17 protein-coding genes are annotated in these 19,783 nt (G+C 62.0%); 8 read left to right on the top strand and 9 right to left on the bottom strand.

Annotated features, from left to right (window positions below):
* Window positions 1-403: 403 nt before the first annotated feature.
* Complete coding sequence (locus OSA81_01040) at window positions 404-1,909, bottom strand: amidohydrolase (protein ID MDE0897577.1); 1,506 nt, start codon at window positions 1,907-1,909, stop codon at window positions 404-406.
* 200 nt (window positions 1,910-2,109) lie between these two features.
* Between OSA81_01040 and OSA81_01035 the strand changes: the two genes are divergently transcribed.
* Both OSA81_01035 and OSA81_01030 read left to right on the top strand, forming a co-directional pair.
* Window positions 2,110-3,420, top strand: a complete 1,311-nt coding sequence (locus tag OSA81_01035; GenBank protein ID MDE0897576.1) for a M20/M25/M40 family metallo-hydrolase — start codon at window positions 2,110-2,112, stop codon at window positions 3,418-3,420.
* Between the two features lie 159 nt (window positions 3,421-3,579).
* Window positions 3,580-4,173: an Atu1372/SO_1960 family protein gene (locus OSA81_01030; GenBank protein MDE0897575.1), complete on the top strand. Its 594-nt coding sequence runs from the start codon at window positions 3,580-3,582 to the stop codon at window positions 4,171-4,173.
* 409 nt (window positions 4,174-4,582) lie between these two features.
* Here the strand turns inward: OSA81_01030 and OSA81_01025 are convergent, their stop codons facing one another.
* A complete protein-coding gene (locus OSA81_01025) occupies window positions 4,583-5,539 on the bottom strand; it encodes a creatininase family protein (GenBank protein MDE0897574.1) in 957 nt (318 codons plus the stop codon).
* The gene (locus OSA81_01020; GenBank protein MDE0897573.1) at window positions 5,536-5,709 is read right to left on the bottom strand and encodes a hypothetical protein; all 174 of its coding nucleotides are present in this window, start codon (window positions 5,707-5,709) and stop codon (window positions 5,536-5,538) included. Before OSA81_01020 ends, OSA81_01025 begins: the two co-directional genes overlap by 4 nt.
* A gap of 73 nt (window positions 5,710-5,782) precedes the next feature.
* On the opposite strand from OSA81_01020, the gene OSA81_01015 reads away from it, so the two are divergent.
* From OSA81_01015 to OSA81_01005, 3 genes are read left to right on the top strand one after another with little or no spacing between them, the layout of a single operon-like run.
* Entirely contained in the window at window positions 5,783-6,622 is an 840-nt protein-coding gene (locus tag OSA81_01015) for a DUF1080 domain-containing protein (GenBank protein MDE0897572.1), read from the top strand.
* A gap of 51 nt (window positions 6,623-6,673) precedes the next feature.
* Window positions 6,674-8,371, top strand: coding sequence for a M28 family metallopeptidase (locus tag OSA81_01010; protein ID MDE0897571.1), 1,698 nt, complete (start codon window positions 6,674-6,676; stop codon window positions 8,369-8,371).
* Window positions 8,368-9,537, top strand: a complete 1,170-nt coding sequence (locus OSA81_01005; GenBank protein MDE0897570.1) for a pyridoxal phosphate-dependent aminotransferase — start codon at window positions 8,368-8,370, stop codon at window positions 9,535-9,537. The genes OSA81_01010 and OSA81_01005 overlap by 4 nt, the downstream gene beginning before the upstream one ends.
* 4 nt (window positions 9,538-9,541) lie before the next feature.
* Here the strand turns inward: OSA81_01005 and OSA81_01000 are convergent, their stop codons facing one another.
* The 5 genes from OSA81_01000 to OSA81_00980 all read right to left on the bottom strand — a co-directional run bounded on the left by OSA81_01000 (window position 9,542) and on the right by OSA81_00980 (window position 14,736).
* The gene (locus tag OSA81_01000; GenBank protein MDE0897569.1) at window positions 9,542-10,174 is read right to left on the bottom strand and encodes a DUF1080 domain-containing protein; all 633 of its coding nucleotides are present in this window, start codon (window positions 10,172-10,174) and stop codon (window positions 9,542-9,544) included.
* Between the two features lie 4 nt (window positions 10,175-10,178).
* Entirely contained in the window at window positions 10,179-11,012 is an 834-nt protein-coding gene (locus OSA81_00995; GenBank protein MDE0897568.1) for a DUF1080 domain-containing protein, read from the bottom strand.
* Window positions 10,982-12,346: a Gfo/Idh/MocA family oxidoreductase gene (locus OSA81_00990; protein MDE0897567.1), complete on the bottom strand. Its 1,365-nt coding sequence runs from the start codon at window positions 12,344-12,346 to the stop codon at window positions 10,982-10,984. The genes OSA81_00995 and OSA81_00990 overlap by 31 nt, the downstream gene beginning before the upstream one ends.
* Before the next feature lie 88 nt (window positions 12,347-12,434).
* Window positions 12,435-14,159: a GMC family oxidoreductase gene (locus tag OSA81_00985; GenBank protein ID MDE0897566.1), complete on the bottom strand. Its 1,725-nt coding sequence runs from the start codon at window positions 14,157-14,159 to the stop codon at window positions 12,435-12,437.
* Entirely contained in the window at window positions 14,116-14,736 is a 621-nt protein-coding gene (locus OSA81_00980) for a gluconate 2-dehydrogenase subunit 3 family protein (protein ID MDE0897565.1), read from the bottom strand. The genes OSA81_00985 and OSA81_00980 overlap by 44 nt, the downstream gene beginning before the upstream one ends.
* A gap of 27 nt (window positions 14,737-14,763) precedes the next feature.
* Between OSA81_00980 and OSA81_00975 the strand changes: the two genes are divergently transcribed.
* Genes OSA81_00975 through OSA81_00965 form a run of 3 tightly spaced genes read left to right on the top strand, consistent with a single transcriptional unit; the run spans window position 14,764 to window position 18,187 of the window.
* A complete protein-coding gene (locus OSA81_00975) occupies window positions 14,764-15,159 on the top strand; it encodes a hypothetical protein (GenBank protein MDE0897564.1) in 396 nt (131 codons plus the stop codon).
* Window positions 15,159-16,691 (top strand): ATP-dependent DNA helicase, encoded by a 1,533-nt coding sequence (locus OSA81_00970; GenBank protein MDE0897563.1) that lies wholly within the window; start codon window positions 15,159-15,161, stop codon window positions 16,689-16,691. Before OSA81_00975 ends, OSA81_00970 begins: the two co-directional genes overlap by 1 nt.
* Window positions 16,688-18,187, top strand: a complete 1,500-nt coding sequence (locus OSA81_00965) for an arylsulfatase (protein MDE0897562.1) — start codon at window positions 16,688-16,690, stop codon at window positions 18,185-18,187. The genes OSA81_00970 and OSA81_00965 overlap by 4 nt, the downstream gene beginning before the upstream one ends.
* Window positions 18,188-18,365: 178 nt before the next feature.
* On the opposite strand, the gene OSA81_00960 is transcribed toward OSA81_00965, so the two are convergent.
* Window positions 18,366-19,643, bottom strand: coding sequence for an amidohydrolase family protein (locus OSA81_00960; GenBank protein MDE0897561.1), 1,278 nt, complete (start codon window positions 19,641-19,643; stop codon window positions 18,366-18,368).
* Between the last annotated feature and the right edge of the window lie 140 nt (window positions 19,644-19,783).

The raw sequence follows: 19,783 nt of genomic DNA, 5'->3' as shown, positions 1-19,783 counted from the left end.
CGTAGCTACGTCCGTCAGTCCGTTCGACGACGAGGGACGCCTGTTGGCTCGGTCTTCCCAGGGGGGCATGGAGTGCCCTCTCTCCCGCCTCGGACGACAATCCACAACAGTCGACGAGGACGTTCTGCCAGCTGACGACCTGGATCATGCGCCCGACGAAGTCCGCGAGCTCCGGCTGGGGCTCAAATGCGAACACCTGCCCCTGCGGGCCCACCTCCTCACGCATCCAGAAGGTGTACCCGCCTTTGTACGCGCCGGCATCAACGACCGTGGCCCCTTGGGATCACTTCACGCATCCACCGAACTTCCGGCGGGTCTTTTCGGACTCGATACCGCCAGGCACGGTGACGGCACTCGAGCTGGCGCCACGCTCGCGAGAACATCGTCCCTCTTGGGGTCGCCCCTAGTTTCCCGAACCCCCAATCACGCTCGCCCGATAGTCCAACGGCGGATCGCGATCGCCGAGCAGTGGCTCGTAGATGTAGTCGGGGCCGCGACGGGTCAGAAACTCGGTACGGGCTTCTTCAAGCAGGGCCGGGTTCGTGAAGAGATCGTGCATGGTGAACGCCAGCGCCTTCGCAGCGTTGATCATGCCCTTGTTCCCGATCTCTGTCCCACCGGCGGCAACCGCCTGCCAGGAGTGCGCAGACGTCCCCGGCACCCACGTCGCAGTGCTCAGACCCGCCGTCGGAATCGTCCAACTCACGTCTCCAACGTCCGTCGAGCCCCCCTGCCCGACCTCGATCACTTCAAATGGCTGAACATCTTGAGCACTTGAAATGGGCGGCACGCCATCCGGGAACGTGGTCTGAATCATCTCAGCGAAGCGCACTTCATCTGCCGTGTATGGCACACCTCCAACGCGCGATAGGTTCGCATGCATCGCACGCCCGAGAGCCGCGTTCGGCAGCACGTTGTAGATGCCGTGGATGACCTCGTACTCCATTCGGGTCTCCGTTCCGAGCGCAGCGCCCTCCGCCGTCAAAATGACTCGGTCGAACATCCGACGAACTTCTTCCGGGTCTGGGTGCCGAACATAGATGTAAGACTCGGCGAAGTCCGGAATGACGTTCGGTGCAAAGCCACCCGCAGTGATCACGTAATGAATCCGGCTGGCCGGGGTCACATGCTCACGCATCATGTTGATCATGTCGTGCATCGCCTCGACACCGTCGAGCGACGAGCGGCCGCGCCAGGGGGCCGCCGCCGCATGGGCCGACTGGCCGTAGAAACGAATCTTCGCCGACTTGTTGGCCAGCGAGGACGAGGCGCTCGCGTCGTTCCGGGAGCCCGCATGCCAGTGCAGCATGGCGTCCACGTCATTCATCAGGCCGGCTCGAACCATGTAGACCTTCCCCGCGCCGCCTTCCTCAGCTGGCGTACCGTAGACACGGACTGTGCCGGTTGTCCCCGTCTCCTCGAGCCAGTCCTTCACCGCCATGGCGGCAGCCACGGAGCCGGTGCCGAAAAGGTGATGCCCACACGCATGCCCTGCGATCTTCCCGGGAATCGGATCGCGCTCCGCAGACCGACTCTGGTTGATGCCAGGTAGCGCGTCGTATTCACCCATGATCCCGATGACCGGGCCGCCTCCGCCCCACGATGCGACGAACGCCGTCGGGATTCCCGCCACACCGGCTGCGATCTCAAAGCCTTCGGCGCGCAGGAGTCCCTGAAGGGTCTCCGACGACTCGGTCTCCATATAGCCGACCTCAGCCAGCTCCCAGATCTCCTGAGCGGTTTCGCCGAACTGATCTGCGTTCGCATCGATGAATGCAGCCATCTGATCCTTGGCATCCTGCGCGAACACCGGCGTTGCCAAAACCAGAAAGGCGGCGGCGGCGAGGCTAGGACGGTGCAGAGAACGGCGCGAGCGATGTAGAACGTCTGAGGTGCCAGGCAACATCATGTTCGAGGTGCTCCTTGTGCAGTGCCGGTATCGGTGGACCCATTCGGGTCGCTGAGACGGTAGGAGAGGGGTGCGGCTGGAACAAGTCACGTGCGCTATGTCGTCCTCGGGGCCTTCCGCGAGATCGCAGCCCTTCGCATAGTCCGGGCCACATCATCCATCGACCGATCGCAAATCGTACCACTGGAGTTCAAGAAGCCATGATAGCTCGTTCCCTTCGCCCCTTTGTTACCGCCGCGGCCCTTACCTGCCTGCTGGTGTCCGTCGCCTCGGAGCTCCAGGCTCAGACGGCGTCGGACTACGACGCCCAAATCCGCCAACTCATGAGCAGCCCCGTCGTCCAGTCCGCGATGGATCATATCGAAGCGACAGACGAACAGACGATGGACGACCTGCGCACGCTCACCCAGATCCCGGCACCGCCGTTCATGGAGGACGAGCGCGGTGCAGCGTATCTGGAAATGATTCGCGAAATCGGCGTGGATAGTGCCTGGACGGACGAAATCGGCAACGTGATCGGGCTCCGTCGCGGCACGGGTGGTGGGGAAGTGTTGGCCATCGCTGGTCATCTGGACACGGTCTTCCCTGAAGGTACGGATGTGAGCATCACCCAGCGGGGTGACACGATCTTCGCACCCGGCATCGCCGACGACACACGAGGGCTCGCGACGCTGCTCGCTGTGCTTCGTGCGATGAACGACGCAAACATCAGGACCGAGGGCGACATCCTCTTCATCGGGAACGTCGGTGAAGAAGGAATCGGTGATCTGCGCGGCATGAAGCACCTCTTCCGGGACGGCGGACCTCGCATCGACCAGTTCATCTCGGTCGATGGCACCGGTGCGACGGGTATCACCCACATGGGTCTCGGGTCTCATCGCTACCGCGTGACGTTCAAGGGACCGGGTGGACATTCGTGGGGTGCCTTCGGCCTCGCAAACCCGGCACACGCGATGGGTAGGGCAATCCGCTACTTCCAGGATGGCGCGGATCCGTACACCCGTAACGCTCCGTTCCGGACGAGCTACAACGTGGGCCGAGTCGGTGGCGGCACGTCCGTGAACTCGGTCCCGTTCGAGTCCTGGATGGAGATCGACATGCGTTCGCAGGGCGTGGAGACTCTCATCGCTGTTGATGCGATTCTCCAGGGTGCGATCCAGCACGCAATGTCGGAAGAGAATGATCTCCGGACACGTGGCCCGGCGCTCACGGTCGACGTTGATCTCATTGGTGACCGTCCGTCAGGTGAAGTAGCCGAGGACGACCCGTATGTGCAGCAGGCTGCCGCAGTCACGCGCGCCATGGGCCTCGAGCCGACGTTCGGTCGCTCGTCCACGGATTCGAACATCCCGATCTCCATGGGCATCCCGGCGATCACCATTGGTGGTGGTGGTCAGGGCGTAGGCGCACACTCTCTCGACGAGTGGTTCCGCAATGTCGACGGCCACATCGGGGTACAGCGCGTCATGCTGGTGGTGCTCGCACAGGTAGGGCTCGCGACGATCAGCTAGCCTGCCTCTCAGCAGTCGATAGAACGCGGGGCCTGGACCACATCATGGTCGGGGCCCCGTTTGGTATCCCTGGGTCGTCTGCTCCAGACTGCTGTCCTATGATTAGATCAGAGATTCGATCGCCTCACCAATTCATTGCACTCCAACTCAGTAGAGCTCATGCCGAATCAACCGACCCGTCGCAGCTTTTTCGGAGGCGCCGCGACAGCGGGCCTCGGACTCTTCTTGCCTGGCCGGCTGTCGGCAGCGGAGAGCGCCGGGGCCGAACTGGAGCGACTCACTCAGGTCAGTCCGGAAGCACGGATCCGAGAACTCGGCATTGAGCTCCCTACCGCACCGCGTCCGATCGCGACCTACGTCCCGGCTGTGGTCGTGGGCAACGTTCTGTATGCAGCAGGCCACACGCCCCGCACGCCGGACGGCGGACCCGGATTCCAGGGGAAAGTCGGGGATGACTACTCGATCGAGCAGGGCCAGGCCGCGGCGTATCAGTGCGGGCTGAACATTCTCGCGACTGTCCGAAACGCGCTGGGAAGCCTCGACCGAGTGGAACGGCTGGTTCGGACTTTTGGAATGGTGAATGCCACACCGGACTTCATCGATCAGCCCCTTGTGATCAACGGCTTCAGCGACTTCATGGTCCAGATCTTCGGCGAGGACGCAGGGAAAGGAACTAGGGCTGCAGTTGGGATGAGTTCGCTACCGGGCGGGATGGCGACCGAGATCGAGACGTACTGGCAGATTCGGTCGTAGCCAGGACTTGATGTGAGCCATCCCAGGCGTCAGCCACTCGGGCTCAATCACGATGCCGTCGTCTTGAACCGCCTGAGCGAGGTTCGGCGGATAGGTACTTCTTGCAAGACAGTAGGAGCTGCCTCTCCGGCTGATGCAGTCCGGTAGCCTATCCCCTAAGGCCGGCTTCAAGCGTGAAGCCGCACCAATCGTTCGTCGGGGCCGTCCCGTTCCCAGGGTGAGCGACCTCGCGGTAGCTCCGGATGCCATCGTTGGACCCAATGGCTGAACCCATCGATCGTGGGATTTCCGTTCGCATCATGGACCCCGACGACTCCATAAATCGTTACAAAAACCGTGGGCGATCCCATGTCCGGGCTCGCCCACCGTCAGCCCACAATGCCAGTCCGACGCCCGCGTAGTCGCATGCCTATCGTCCGGTCCCCGGAGGTCTGAGCTCATTCCATCGTTCGATGAAAGCGACCGCGGCAGTGACCATCGACTCAGTGTCCGCCCACCCGCGCTCGGCTGTGCCTTCGGCAGGATCCCTCACGCCCCACACACCGGTCGTCGACATCTGAGCGGCCGAGGTGCCCTTCCCGGTCGCTTCGTCCTTCAGCCCCTCTGCGAGGAAAACCGTGAGCGCTGTCGGGTCACCTCCGATCACCGCCGGAAGCATCGCCTCCATGTGAGGGGGAAGTGTCAACTCAGCCGGAACAGCCACATCAAGATTCACGAGTTCCGGTATGAGATACATGGAGCTCGACGTTTCACCGGTCCCGCCGTGGCGGTCGAACACCGGGGGCGCATTGTCAGACTGAGGTGTGCCGGCCAGCGGCTGCCTGAAGGGACCCAGAACGGCTCCGAGGTCCACTGCGATCCCCTCAGTCTCCTGGTTAATCCTATCAACGATGAACCGTGTGATTGCAGCGTTTCCTCCGTGTGCGTTCAGAACCAAAAACCGCTTGAAGCCATGCGTCATCAGGCTCTTGGCCGCCTCGACGTACACCTCCTGGATGAGCGGCGAGGGGAGCGTGACCGTCCCCTCAAAGCCCATGTGATACGGCGACTGCCCCGGAAGGAGAATCGGGGCCACAAGAACGTCTGCGCGCTGCGCGATGAGCTTGGCCCTCTCCACCCCATTCAGGTAGTCGGTTCCAATGGGCAGATGCAGCCCGTGCTGTTCGAGTGAGGCGACGGGTAGAATCACCATGTCCGAGCGGCTCAGCAGGTCCTGCACCTCGGGCACAGTCATGTGGGGGAGGTAGTTGCGGACCTTCTCCACGGCAGGGAGCGGATTTTCCTGGGCGTCCAGGCGACCACTAGTCGCGGCGGAAGCCAACGTCGCACCCCCAAGGAGTAGGCCTAACCAGATTCTGATTCTCATGACTGCTCCGGCATCTGGAAGAGATGATTCAGTGTGTGCGGCTCGACGAATTGCGACGGTGTCCACTTTCCGGGAGCCCTCAGGGTCAGGCAGCCATACCCATCCATCGCAGCAAGAAACGCGTCCGCTGCTTTGCGATTGGCCCCAAATCGATCGATCAGTACAGACATCTCGCCTCCAGTGGAAAACGTCCGGCGCATCGGGTAGGATCCCCGGATCATAAGATTCCCAACCACAACCGTCATGTCTATTCGCCAAGTCACCTCGCTCGTGCTCACCGCCCTGCTCTGCACCGGCTGCGCAGCCGATTCATCGAACAAAGAACCGGCGGACGCCTCTGGCGATGGAACCAGCGGCTGGACCGCCCTCTTCAACGGTGAAGACCTGACCGGGTGGACTCCGAAGATCCGCGGCAGCGAGGCGGGCGAAGACCCATACCATACGTTTCGAGTCGAGGACGGGCTTTTGACCGTGAGCTATGCGGGGGACGCCGACGTCGACGCCTATGGTCCGTTCGACGAGCGTTTTGGGCACCTCTTCTATGACACGCCCTTCTCGCACTATCAACTACGTGTCGAGTACCGATTCGTCGGAGAGCAAGCGGAGGACGGACCGGACTGGGCCCTTCGGAACAGTGGCGCGATGCTGCACGCCCAGAGTGCCGAATCGATGCTCGCAGACCAGGACTTTCCCGTCTCGATCGAGGCGCAGTTCCTCGGGGGTGACGGCACTGACGAGCGCGCGACCGCAAACCTGTGTACGCCCGGTACCCATGTGGACATCGGCGGCGTGTTCACCGAAGCGCACTGCATCAACTCGACGTCACCCACATTTCACGGCGAGGCGTGGGTCACGGTCGACCTCTGGGTGCGCGGTCACAAGTCGATCGTCCACGCTGTGAACGGCGACACCGTGCTGGTCTACGAACACCCCGTTGTCGGTGGTGGAGTGGTCACAGGCTTCGACCCCACCGCCAAGCCCGACGGCACGGAACTTTCCCGGGGCTACATTGCCCTCCAGAGCGAAAGTCATCCCGTTCAGTTTCGTAAGGTTCTCCTGCGAGACTTGGACCCGGGGGCCTGAGTAAACAAGGCCGCCCGCCCCCACTGGAATAGCAACCCCTTCGATCCGACCATGAGCAACATGAAACAGATCCATCGTGCCATGCCCGCCGCGATAGCCTTGGCATTCCTCGCCAACTGTGGTGGCGCCGCTTCCGACTCAGTCTTTGATGAAGGCGACGACGGGGCCGGTGGTCCCGGCTCGATCACAGAGGCCCAGATCGCGGAGCATATGGCTGTCCTCGCATCTGACGAGTTCGGCGGACGCGCGCCTTCTTCCCCCGGTGAAGAGCTTACTGTCGCGTACATCTCGGAGTACTTCGCCTCTCTCGGCCTCGAGCCTGGGAACGGGGATAGCTACTTCCAGGACGTACCATTGGTCGATATCACGGTTGACCCGGAGCGCGCGCCGTTCCGCGTGACCGGTATGGGCGACCCGATGTCGTTCGCCTATGCCGACGACTTCGTGACGTGGACGACACGGGTCGTCGACGAGTCCAGCGTCCAGGACTCTGAAATGGTCTTCGTGGGCTACGGCATCGTCGCCCCAGAATTCGGTTGGGACGATTATGCAGGCGTCGATGTCGCGGGGAAGACCGTGGTTATTCTGGTAAACGACCCCGGCTTCGCCACACAGGATCCGGACGTGTTTTCCGGCAACACGATGACGTACTACGGCCGGTGGACGTACAAGTTCGAGGAAGCCGCGCGGCAAGGCGCCGCCGCCGCACTGATCGTGCATCAGACGGCTCCGGCCGCCTACGGATGGGAGACAGTCCGCAACAGCTGGACCGGACCGCAATTCAATCTTCAGAGTGACGATGGGAACGCAGGCCACGTGGCGATCGAGGGATGGATCACCGAGGAAACGACCCACCGCCTCTTTGGACGTGCCGGACTCGACTTCGACAAACTGGCCGCCCAAGCCGATGCAGGCGAGCTGGCCGCGACTTCCATGGACATGAGCCTTTCGGCGTCGATCTCGAACACGCTGCGCTTCTCCGACTCGAAGAACGTCATCGCGGTTCTTCCTGGATCTGAAGCGCCGGACGATTACTTCATCTACATGGCGCATTGGGATCATTTCGGAACCGACGCTGCGCTCGTCGCTGCCGGGCAGGACGGTATCTACAACGGCGCGCACGACAACGCGTCCGGCACCGCCGCGCTGCTCGAGCTGGCTGAAGCGTATTCTCGACGCCCCGCCGCGCCCCGCCGATCTATCGTCTTTCTCGCGGTGACCGCTGAGGAACAGGGGTTACTCGGCTCCGCGCACTACGCTGCGGATCCGGTCTTCCCGCTAGCTCAAACCGTTGCCGGACTAAACATGGACGGACTGAGCAGCTTCGGACCCACCCGTGAACTGGTGGTGCAAGGGTACGGCATGTCTGAGCTCGATGGCATCGCCGATGCGGCAGCCACGGTACAGGGACGCCGAGTCGATCCTGATCCTGAACCTGAGAAGGGCTACTACTTCAGGTCCGATCACTTCGAGCTGGCGAAATTTGGCGTGCCGATGATCTATCCCGGCCCGGGCATCGATCACGTCGAGCACGGATCCGGGTACGGCCAGATGCAGAACGACGCGTACAACTCTGACCGCTACCACATGGTGTCAGACGAGTTCGACGAGTCTTGGGACTTGTCCGGCGCGGTCAGCGACGTGCAGCTGTATTACGAGATCGGACGGGTGGTCATCCAGTCCGATGTGTGGCCCAACTGGAACGAGGGCACTGAATTTCACGCCATTCGCGAGGAGAGCCGCCGATGAGTTTCCTGCGCTATGTCCGCCCGATGGGCATCTACGAGACACTCTACGCTTTCATGGATTCGTTTGGCTCCTACATGGGGGACGCCGGTACCCACCCGTGGAGTCAGGGCTTCCCTCGGACGGACCAGTTGCCTGGCGGTCCAGCCATGCCAACCAGCGTCGATATCGGGTGGGAAGATTTGCGCTATCCCAAAGCATGGGGCATGCCGGCGCTCCGGGAGTCGATCGCGGGATACTACAACCGCTGCTACGATGCCGGCATCGAGGCCGAAAATGTCATGGTCTTCGCGGGCGGGCGACCTGCCATTGTCTCGACCCTGCTCTTCCTCGATCCTGATGCGACCGTCCGAATCGCGGAGACCGAATACACTCCGTACTACGACCTCCTCGAGCGACTGGGAAAGCGCTACGAGCTGGTACCGAGCGGCATCGAGAACGGATTCAAACCGACCGCGGCCGACTACCTGGGGGGCGAGGGGCGACGACTCGCGCTACTGAGCAACCCCTGCAATCCGACGGGTGTGACGAGGTCTGGTGCAGAGCTTCAGGAGCTCGTCGAGGCAGCAAAGGGAGATACCGGAGTGCTCATTGATGAGGCATACGAGTTCTTCCATGACCCGCCGGTAAGTGCCCTACAGTTCGTAGAGGACATCGACGAGTCGAACCTCTTCGTGATCGGAGCCGCGACCAAAGGGCTGCAGGCCCCAGGTATTCGCGTCGGCTGGATTGTGTCGTCGAAAGAGAACGTTGAGATCCTGAGCAACTTCTCGTCGTTCGGAATGGGTGGCGTATCGCACCCATCGCAGCTCTACGCCGTGGAATTGTTCGAGAAAGATCGAGTCGCGAAGGCCAGAGAGGCCGTGCCCGCCTACTACGGCGAGCAGCGGGCGCGGTACGAGGCAGCCTTCCGCGACCTCGGACTCGAACTCTACTCTGGAGATGGCGGGTTCTATCACTGGTGCCGACTTCCCGGACACCTGACAGCCGAGACGTTTAATCAGCGGCTGTTCAAAAAAGGTGCTGCGATTCTCAAGGGGACCGACTGCGACATGGCCCGTCGAGGAGACGACTCGCCCCTCGCCAATTTTTTCCGCTTCTCCTTCGGACCCCTCTCTCCCGATTCGTTTGAATCGGACATCGCGATAATGAAGGGCGCGCTGGACTGAGGGATCAGCCCCCGAAATCGACCACTCGAATATTCCGCCACCGAACTCGGATCCCACCGCCGTCGTGGATCTGCAGGGCGATGTGTCCTGTCGCCTCTCCAATCTTCTCGTCGACGAGGTCGATCATCTCTGTGCCGTTGATCCAAGTGGTCACATGATCGCCCACAACACGGACCCGCATCTCGTTCCACTCCCCCATACGGAGCGCCGAGTCCCGGTCAGGCTCCGGCTGGATCAACCAGCCGCGGCCGTACGACTCGTAGATCCCCCCTGAGAACAGGCCGGGCGGCGCGACCTCAGCCTGCCAGCCCGTGATGATCACGCCGTCGAGCGTCGATCTGAAGAAGACACCGCTGTTTCCGTCGGCCTCCTGCCGAAACTCCAGCGTAAGCTCAAAATCCCGAAACGTGGCATCTGTGCGGAGATAGCCGTACGCGGCATCCGGGCCGCTCTCGCAGATCAGCTCGCCGCCCTCGACGTACCAGCGCTCTGTGCCGTGGATTGTCCAGCCGGAGAGGTCTCGGCCGTTGAAGATCGATTCAGGCTCCTGGGCGGCCACACTGTAAGGGAGCGACACCACCACGCTCAGGGCAACCACGCCCGCGACCGTGCGAAGCGGCGCCAGTGGAAGACGCACCGCCTCAGCCTCCCGCGATCCGCCGGATCTTGATGTTCCGATACCAGACCGGCGTCCCGTGATCCTGCAGGCCAATCGCCCCCATTGGAGCCCGTGAATAGTGCTCTTCGACTCCAAACTTGCTGGCATCGACCCGCGCCTGCCAATCGTCCGTATACATGTCGAATTCGACGGTGACCTGCCCGTTCAGCCAGTGCTGAACCTGGTCACCTTCGACCACGATGCGGCCTGAATTCCACTCACCCGTCGGGTTCATGTCCTTCTCGGCCGCGGCATGCAGAGCGTAGTTCTCGCCCGTCAGATGCATGTTCATGTCCATTGTGCCCATGGCGATGTACGCCGGGTCATCGAGCACCTGGTACTCCGCCGCGACCTGCCACAGCCCTACGCCCTCCTGTTCCTGTGCTCGATAAAAGACGCCGCTGTTCCCTTCGGGCCCGACCTTGAAGTCGAAGACGAGCTCGAAGTCGGTGAAGACCGAGGTCGTGATGATGTCACCGCCGTCCATGTCGCCGCTCGTCGACTGCCCGACCAGCTGTCCGTGTTCAACGACCCACCCACCGGACGGGAAATCGTCGCGGCCATAGCCGCGCCACCCTCTCGTCGATGTCCCGTCAAACAGGAGGGCCCATCCATCGGCCTCTTCCTCGGATGTCAACACGTTGTGCGACGCAGCCGTGTACGTGACCGCTCCCGCCGGCATCGTCTCGGGCCGGTCCCCCGTGCATCCGGCAGCGAAGCCAGCGAGGAAAAACAGGGAGGGCCATTTCGCCCCCGGCGAGTCGAATCGCAGCTGATTCGCGCCGCTCACAGGACTTCCATCTTTTCGGGATCCCATGTAACCACCTTCTGATCGAAATAACTGTCGTTGCAAGCCAGCGCTGGAGCCGCTGCCCGAAGACCAAAGACTGCATCCTCGGCAACGGGCGTACCCTCGCGAACACCAGAAAAGAAATTCATGAAGTGATCGAAATGAGCGCCCATATAACCGTCCTCTACCGTGTAGAAGCTCTCGGCCGGCGGCAGCATCTGAGCACGCGCCGCCACGGCCTGCTCCATCTCGTCATTCTTCATCTGCATGAAGACATCGGTCGGACTCACGGCCTTGTTCCTGCGAAGCACGACGTCCGTCCAGGTCACGTCCATGGCGCCTTCACTTCCGACCAGGCGCAGGAACGTGCTGCCTGAAGTCCCGTCCACGAAGTTGACCCTCAGCGACAGGTTGAATGGGGGGTGCGTGTCGGACGCTGGATAGTCGAACATGCCCAAGAGAACGTCGGGCACCTCACGACCGTCCTTCCAGTACCTGAGACCCCCCTGGGCCATGATCTTCTGCGGACCCTTGGATTGAGCCACAAAGTGAAGGCTCGAAAAGAGGTGCACGAAGAGGTCGCCAGAGACTCCGGTGCCATAGTCCCGATAGTTGCGCCATCGGAAGATCCGCAGTGGGTCATAGGGGATCCGGGGGGCGGACCCGAGAAACATGTCCCAGTCCACGGTTTCCTCGGACTCGTCCTCAGGGATCGCGTACTGCCAAGCCCCGATCGGATCGTTCCGTGCCCAAAACCCCTCGGCGTAGTTCAGCTCACCGATCGCACCCGCTGCAAGAAGTTCACGAGCCTTCTCGTTGCCGAGAGAACTCATGCCCTGGCTGCCGACCTGGAACGTCTTGCCCGACTCCTCCTGGGCTCGAATCAGCTCTGCACCCTGTTCAATTCGATGCACCATCGGCTTCTCGCAATACACCGACTTTCCAGCGCGCAGGGCGTCGACGGACATTTGCATATGCCAGTGGTCCGGAGCCCCGATGATGACCGCGTCGATGTCGTCGCGGGCGAGGACTTCACGATAGTCTCGGGTCGTAAAAACGTCCGATCCATATAGCTCCTGAGTCGCCTCGAGTCGGCCCTGGTAGACGTCCGCAGCGGCCACGAGCCTTACACCCGGGACCTGCAGCGCCGTACTGACATCAGCCATGCCCATGCCGCCTGCCCCGATCACAGCCAGCTGGATCTGGTCATTAGCGGACTGATACTTCCGGGCAGCGATCGTGCGGACGTTTCTGCGTTCCGCCCCGGAGAGCACGTGAGGGGTCGCGCCCGCTGCGAGGGCGCCTGCTGCGAGGCTCCCCATGAAGTTGCGGCGGGACTGTGGGGCTCCGGGCTTCGTCATGGTGCGGCTCTCAAGCTGAGTCGATCAAGTGCGACAGAATGCAGATCGACCTCATCAATCGCCAGCCAAGGTCAGGTGACCGCCCTCCTCACAAGACGCCGTCGCTGACCAGCTTTACCGCGCGATCCACGGCCCGCGCTGTCAGTGCCATGTAAGTCAGGCTCGGATTCTGAGTCCCACTCGACGCCATGCACGCGCCGTCGGTGACGAAAAGGTTAGGCACGTCCCAAGACTGATTCCATTCATTCAGGACAGAGGTCTCCGGATCGTGGCCCATGCGTGCCGTCCCCATCTCATGGATGGTCAGTCCGGGAGGATTGTCTTCGGTGAACGATGACACGTCCCTGACACCGACCGCCTCAAGCATCTCCGCGGCCTGAACGGTCATGTCTCCTAGCGCCGCACGCTCGTTGTCGCTCCACTCGCAGTGGATCTGTAGCGCGGGAATGCCCCAAGTATCGACCGTATCGGGGTCGAGGGTCACGTAGTTCGACTCGCGCGGGAGACACTCGCCGAACCCGTACAGGCGCATCTTCCATGGTCCTGGTTCCCGAAGCGCGTGCTTGTAATCGGCTCCGAACCCGGGAAGGTCGTTCCCCCTGCCCCACCCTGCCCGCGACCCGCCACCCTGATACGCGTAGCCACGGAGGAAGTCAGGATGCTGATCAGTCACGTTCCGGAAGCGCGGCAGGTAGATCCCGTTCGGTCTACGGCCGTATATCCACTTGTCATCCATTCCATCGACAAAACCGGCCGCGCCGCCCCCCATGGTGTGATCCATGAGGTTCCGGCCCAGCTGTCCCGATGAGTTGCCAAGTCCGTCCGGCGTCCCTTGGTCCGTCGAATTGAGGAGGAGGCGTGCCGACTCGAGCGCGGATGCACACATGAACACGAGACGTGCCTCGAACTGGATCTCTTCGCGAGTCTCTGCGTCGATCACCCGGACACCAGTGGCCAGCCCCGTCGCCGGATCTCGGAGAACGCTTTCCACCACACTGTATGGACGAAGCGTCATCCGTCCGGTCGCAGCGGCCGCGGGCAACGTGGCGGCGAGCGAACTGAAGTACGAATGCGTCGTGCAGCCCCGCTCGCACGTGCCGCAGTAGTGACAGGCCTTACGGTCGCGATGGTCCTCCGACAGGATCGCCGCTCGGCCAATGGTGAGAAGACGCTCGCCCCCGTACGCGCGGGTCAGGCCCTCTCTTACATGCTGTTCGGCACAGTTGAGGTCCATGGGCGCCAGGAATTGGCTATCGGGCAGCTGGGGGAGCCCTTCCGCTCGACCGCTCACGCCGATGAATCGCTCCACGTGGTCGTACCAGGGTGCGAGGTCAGCATATCGGATCGGCCAGTCGACACCGTGTCCGTCCCTCGCATTCGCCTCGAAGTCCAAGTCGCTGAGCCGGTAGACCTGCCGGCCCCAGACGATGGAACGGCCACCCACCTGTCTGGACCGAATCCATGAGAACGGCTTGTCCTCTCCGGTTGTGTACGGGTTCAGGTCGTCGCGTACGAAGAAATCCTCACTCCATTCGTCACAGGCGTAGCACGTGCTCTGAATGGGCCGCTCTCTCTCCTGCCGTTCCCGATCACGCCGACCTCGATACTTCAGCTCATGGGGCTGCTTCAGCATGACATAGTCGAGGTTGGGATCGATGGGGCGGCCTGCCTCCAGCACCAGCACGCGCATCCCACGCTCGGTCAGCTCCTTTGCGGCCCATCCGCCGGTGATTCCAGATCCCACGACGATCGCATCGTACCGCTCCTGCTTAGCCACGGGCGGCTCCTTGTCCTCGCGCAGGTGGCCACTCATCGGGGATCGGCCTCGTTACGGTCTCGAGGTCCACACAGCCATTGAAGCGCCCCGGCACCTTCCGGAACATCAACTCCTCCGCCATCCCGACCTCAGACGTGTAGTAACCATGAAGAACGAGGCTTCGGAATTGATGGAAGAATGGCGGCGGCATTTCCCCACCAGCTAGGGTGGCGGCCGCGTTCAGTGCTGTGCCTTCGGCCTCCAACTCCGAAAGGATCGCCGTCTGTCGTTCAGGTCCGGTGTATGGGAACCGCACTGCAAAAAGGGCGGTGCTGTTTTCGTCGACGTGAGCGAGTCCGCGCATAAACCGTTCCTGCTGATCCGGAGCGTACCACTCCGAAACGATCACTTCGATGAATTCCGCCACCCCCGCCTCACCGGCCCCAGGAGTGTCTGTCTCCGGAATGATCGTCTCGGCCATCGCAGCGACCGTCTCACGCTGCTCCGACGTGAAGGCGGCCCGGGTCCGCATCGCGGGATGTCCCGAATCCAGCAGCGCAGCCAGCTGCGAGGGCGTAAGTCCAGCCACTGCGGCCGAAGCGCCCAGCAGTTTTAGGGCCTGTCGTCGATCCATGGAATTGCTCCATCCCGGGGAGCGCGAATGTGCGCCTCGCACATCGTTGCTGCAATGCGCGGAGCCGCCGGAGACCTTGTATGTTCGTGGCTCGCTGGAACAATTTTTACGGTCTCGGCCGTATCGCTGTCTGCCATCCCAGAACAACATGAGATCATCGCTCGTCTCTCTCTGGCCGCCTCCATCGCGGCTCCCAGCAGAGTTCACTCCCAAGAAATTCCGCGGGACGAGTCCATCAATCATCTGCCGATCGGTCTACCGAGGCTCGTTCAACAGAATGCCGCCAGGGTTAACCTGTCATTTTACGGCGACGTGAATTCGTTTGAAAACCTCGATGACACTTTCCAAACCGTGAGAAATCTCTCCGCCGGCTCACACATCCGGCGCCATGACTTCACGTTCGGAATCGTGGTGGCGTTCTGATGCAGATATCCCAAGTCAGCGCACTCGATGTCCTGCGTGATGTCTTCGGGTTCGACGAATTTCGCCCCGGGCAGCACGAAGTCATTGAAGCAGTGCTGGCGGGAAGGGACTGCATCGCCGTAATGCCCACAGGCGCGGGCAAGTCGCTCACATACCAACTCCCGGCCCGCATTCTAGAAGGCACGGTCCTGGTTCTTTCCCCGCTGATCAGCTTGATGAAAGACCAAGTCGATGCTCTGCAGGAGCTCGGCTTCGCAGCCGTCGAGATCAATTCGACCCTCGACTGGGACGAGCGAAATGCCCGGCTGGACGCGCTTCGGCGCGGTGAATACGAGCTCGTGTATCTCGCCCCGGAGGCTTTCGACGGCCGCCTGGGTGACTTTGTCTCAACGTGCCCTATCTCATTGATGGTCGTCGACGAAGCGCACTGCATCAGCCAGTGGGGGCATGACTTTCGTCCCTCATACCGTCGTCTCCGCGGCCTGAAGGAAGGACTCGACGTCCCAGTGCTCGCACTCACAGCGACCGCGACGCGGCCGGTAGCTCGGGACATCCTGCGACAGCTCGGCATGCGAAAGCCGGCCGGCTACAAGGGTTCTTTTTTCCGTGCCAACCTCGAGATCGGCTGCCGCAAGAAGGGGACCGGGGATACCAAGAAAGAGATCCTCTCACTGATCAAGCGGCGAGAAGGCGAATCAGGAATCGTGTACTGCCTGAGCCGGAAAGGAGTGGAGCAGACGTGTGCGTTCCTGAAGGCGAACGGAGTGAACGCCCTGCCCTACCACGCCGGCCTCCCGGACCAGGACCGAGCTCGAAACCAGGAAGCATTCCAGCGCGACGAGATCGAGGTCATCGTAGCGACCGTCGCCTTCGGAATGGGCATCGACAAGTCGAATGTCCGTTTCGTCATCCATCGGGACATGCCGAAGGACATCGAGTCCTGGTATCAAGAGATGGGACGCGCGGGCCGTGACGGCCTACAGAGTGACTGCTTCCTCTTCTATTCGTGGGCAGACGTAAAGCTTCACGAGCGCTTCTTGAGTGACATCGACGAGCCCGAGGTCTACCAGCAGAAACGGCAGAAGACGGTAGACCTCTTTCAACTTGTCGAGGCACATCGCTGCCGTCATCAGATGATCCTGGCGCACTTCGATGAAGTCATGGGGCCATGCGACGCGTCGTGTGATGTCTGCACGGGCATCGGGCCGGATCAGATCGCTGCCGAGGCGATGGGCGCGATCGGCGCCGTCCAGGGCACGAAACGGCGATCGCGGCACGTCAGCACTACCGGAGACTCGCTCACTCCCGAAGACGACGCCCTCTTCCAGAAGCTGCGAGGTCTGCGGAAGGAACTGGCAGACCGGCTGAAGGTGCCCGCCTACATCGTCTTCAGTGACAAGGTACTCGTGGAGATGGCGGTCCAGAGACCGAGCAACGACGGCGAGATGCTCGACGTTCCCGGTGTAGGCCCGGCGAAACTCAAGAAGTATGGATCGACCTTCCTGGACATCATTCTCGGAGACACTGAATGAGCAGCCTAAGGCGTTGCCTGACCCAAGCCACATCGTTGGTCGTCGCTCTCGCCGGCTGTGGAGCTCTCGCCGGATGCGGTGAGGACCCGGCAGCTCGGCCGCCCAATATCGTTTACATGCTGGCCGATGATCTGGGCTACGGCGAATTGGGCTCCTACGGACAGACTCGAATTCGGACGCCGAACCTCGATGCGCTGGCCGCAGATGGAATGCGACTCACAAACCACTACGCAGGCAGTCCGGTCTGTGCCCCGTCACGTGGGACACTCCTGACAGGCCTCAGCACGCTGCGTTCTCAGGTGCGCGACAACCACGAGGTCGGTGGATATCCGGATCCCGACGAGCTTGGTCAGATGCCCCTCGACTCCGGCACCTACACCATCGGCACGATGCTCCAGGACGCTGGCTACGTGACGGGTGCGATCGGGAAGTGGGGTCTCGGTGGCCGCGAGACGCTCGGGCAGCCGCACTATCAGGGGTTTGACTACTTCTTCGGATACCTCGACCAGCAGCTTGCTCACAATTTCTACCCGACACACCTGTGGAGGAACGGCGAACGGGTGCCGCTGGACAACGACTACTTCAGTCCTCACCAACGGTTCGATGGCGACGATCCCACCGACCCTGAGCAGTACCGGCAATATCAGGGTAACGAGTACTCACTCGACGTCATGGCCGACGATGCGCTGGTGTTCCTCGACGAACACCAGGACGAGCCGTTCTTCCTCTACTTGCCCTTCACCGTCCCTCACCTCGCGCTGCAGGTCCCTGATTCATCGCTCGTCGAGTACGAAGGTGCCTTCGATGAGGAGCCGTACCTGGGAGACCGCAGCTATCTGCCGCACTACCGGCCGTTCTCTACCTACGCCGGTATGATCACCCGAATGGACGCACACATCGGGCGGATCCTAGCACGGCTCGACGAGCTCGGTCTCGCGGAAAACACGGTAGTGATCTTCACCAGCGACAACGGGACGACCTATACGGGCGGAGTCGACGCAGAGTATTTCGATAGCAGCGCGGGGCTTCGCGGACTCAAGGGCTCAGTGTACGAAGGCGGAATACGCGTACCGTTCATTGCACGTTGGCCGGGCCAGATCGAACCGGGGTCCGTGAGCGATCACATATCGGCGTTCTGGGACATGATGCCGACCTTCGCCGACCTCGCCGGAGTCTCGGCACCCATCGACATCGATGGCATCTCCTTCCTGGCCGAGCTCACCGGGGGGGCGAACCAGAATGCGCACGACGCGCTGTACTGGGAGTATCACGGCCTGTGGAATGGCGCACAGGCTGTCCGGATGGGGCGCTGGAAGGGTGTCCGTCTAGGTGGGCACGATGATCCTGACGCACCGATCGAGCTGTACGACCTGGAAGCAGATCCGGCTGAAGCCAGGGACGTCGCGGCATCCAACCTGGACGTCGTCGAGGCCATTCGGCGGGTCATGCTGTCACGGACCGAGTCTGTGCGAGAGAACTGGAATTTCGCACGGTAGGGGGAGAGGGCGACGTCCTCTTTCCCTCGGACAAACACAACTACCTCAGCTGCACCGGCACCTCGACGAGGACCATGGGCGGGGCGATCGCAAGCCCGATCACATCGGCGCCGTGAGATGCGCTCATCCGCCTCGTTGCCGGGGAGGTCGCAGGCCGTGATGGCCTGAGGCTAAGCGTTCATTCGCCGCCCCGGAGCCGCGCTCCCAGTGCGTCCCGGTCGATCGCCTGTCCCCGCAAATACACCGCCGAGATGCGGCGCGTGTTCGTGATATCGTCGATCGGGTTCGCGTCGAGGATCAACAGATCAGCGACCATTCCCGGAGCGATCGTACCCACATCGGGCATCTTCATGACTGCCGCGGAGGCCGAGGTGGCGGCCACGATGACGTCGGCCGGAGACATGCCCGTCCGCACCATGTCTTCGAGTTCCTGGTGCGCAGCCCACGGGGAGCCGCCATCCGTACCGAAAGCGATCGTCACTCCCTCTGCGCTCAGCCGAGCCAGATTCCGGGCCTGGATCCCGAAGGATTCCTGAGCGGCGGGTCGATCGACCTGACCGGCCTGCATCTCCTCCAGAGTCTCAGCGGGAATCGTCCCACTGAGCCAGGAGAGGTCAGTCGCGACACCCGGCCCTGGCAGATTGGGCACAAGAACCACCTCAGGCCGTTCGAGCCAAAGAGCTACAAGCTCATCATCGACATCCATGTCACGGATTCCGTGGGCGAATGCGTCGATGCCCGCCCGCAGGAGCCCCTTACCATCCTCGAGCGTGAATACGTGAGCCGTCACACGCTGACCGTTTGCATGGGCCTCGTCGATGACGGCGCCGTAGAGCTCCGGCGAAAGGCGATCGTACTGACCACCGCGTGAGTCAACCCAGATCTTCACGAAATCGACATTCTGCGCGGCCAGCTCGCGTACCGCGGCTCGTGCCTCGTCCTCCGTCGTCACCCAGTATGGCACTTCAGATCGCCCAGGCTCGGGAGACGTGATTCCACGTCCCGCCGACTGCGAACGAGCACCGTCTGGGATCGCCTCGCTGCGCATCGTCAGGCCGAGGTCACCGACGTCGAGGCCAAGGCTGAGCGCGGAGCCGGAGCCGTAGTACGCCATGTGCTGGAGTTGATCGACTCGCTCCTGACGGTCGGATGAGAGGTGAAAGTGCGCGTTCACGAGTGTAGGCATGATCGTCTTGCCCGACATGTCGACCATTGTCGCGCCAGCAGGGGCCTCGGTGTCACTCCGCGAACCCGCAGCGATGATCCGATCGCCATCGACGACTACGACTGCATCCTCGATTACCGCGCCGTCGCCGGTGATGAGCCGTCCGCCGCTGAAAACCACGGCATCGGGGTTCTCCGGTGCACTCGTACAACCAACCACCGTGAGGGTGAGAAGACAAAGCGCAGTCCGAACGGACTGAGTTGGAACGAATGTCATCATGCTGGAGCGCATATCACCTCTCATGCTGGATACTGGAACGCTGAGGGTTTCACCCACCCGCCCTCGGGGCAAGTGTCAGTAGGGTCGATCCTTTCGGTCGAGGAAATGCATCTGTATTCATTTCGTACGAAAACCCCTGCCCTTCCGTCGCA

The sequence above is a fragment of the Longimicrobiales bacterium genome, assembly GCA_028823235.1.
GTDB lineage: Bacteria > Gemmatimonadota > Gemmatimonadetes > Longimicrobiales > Gaopeijiaceae > UBA2589.
Note: the sequence above shows the minus strand (reverse complement) of the source record. Positions and strands in the feature narration are given on the sequence as shown.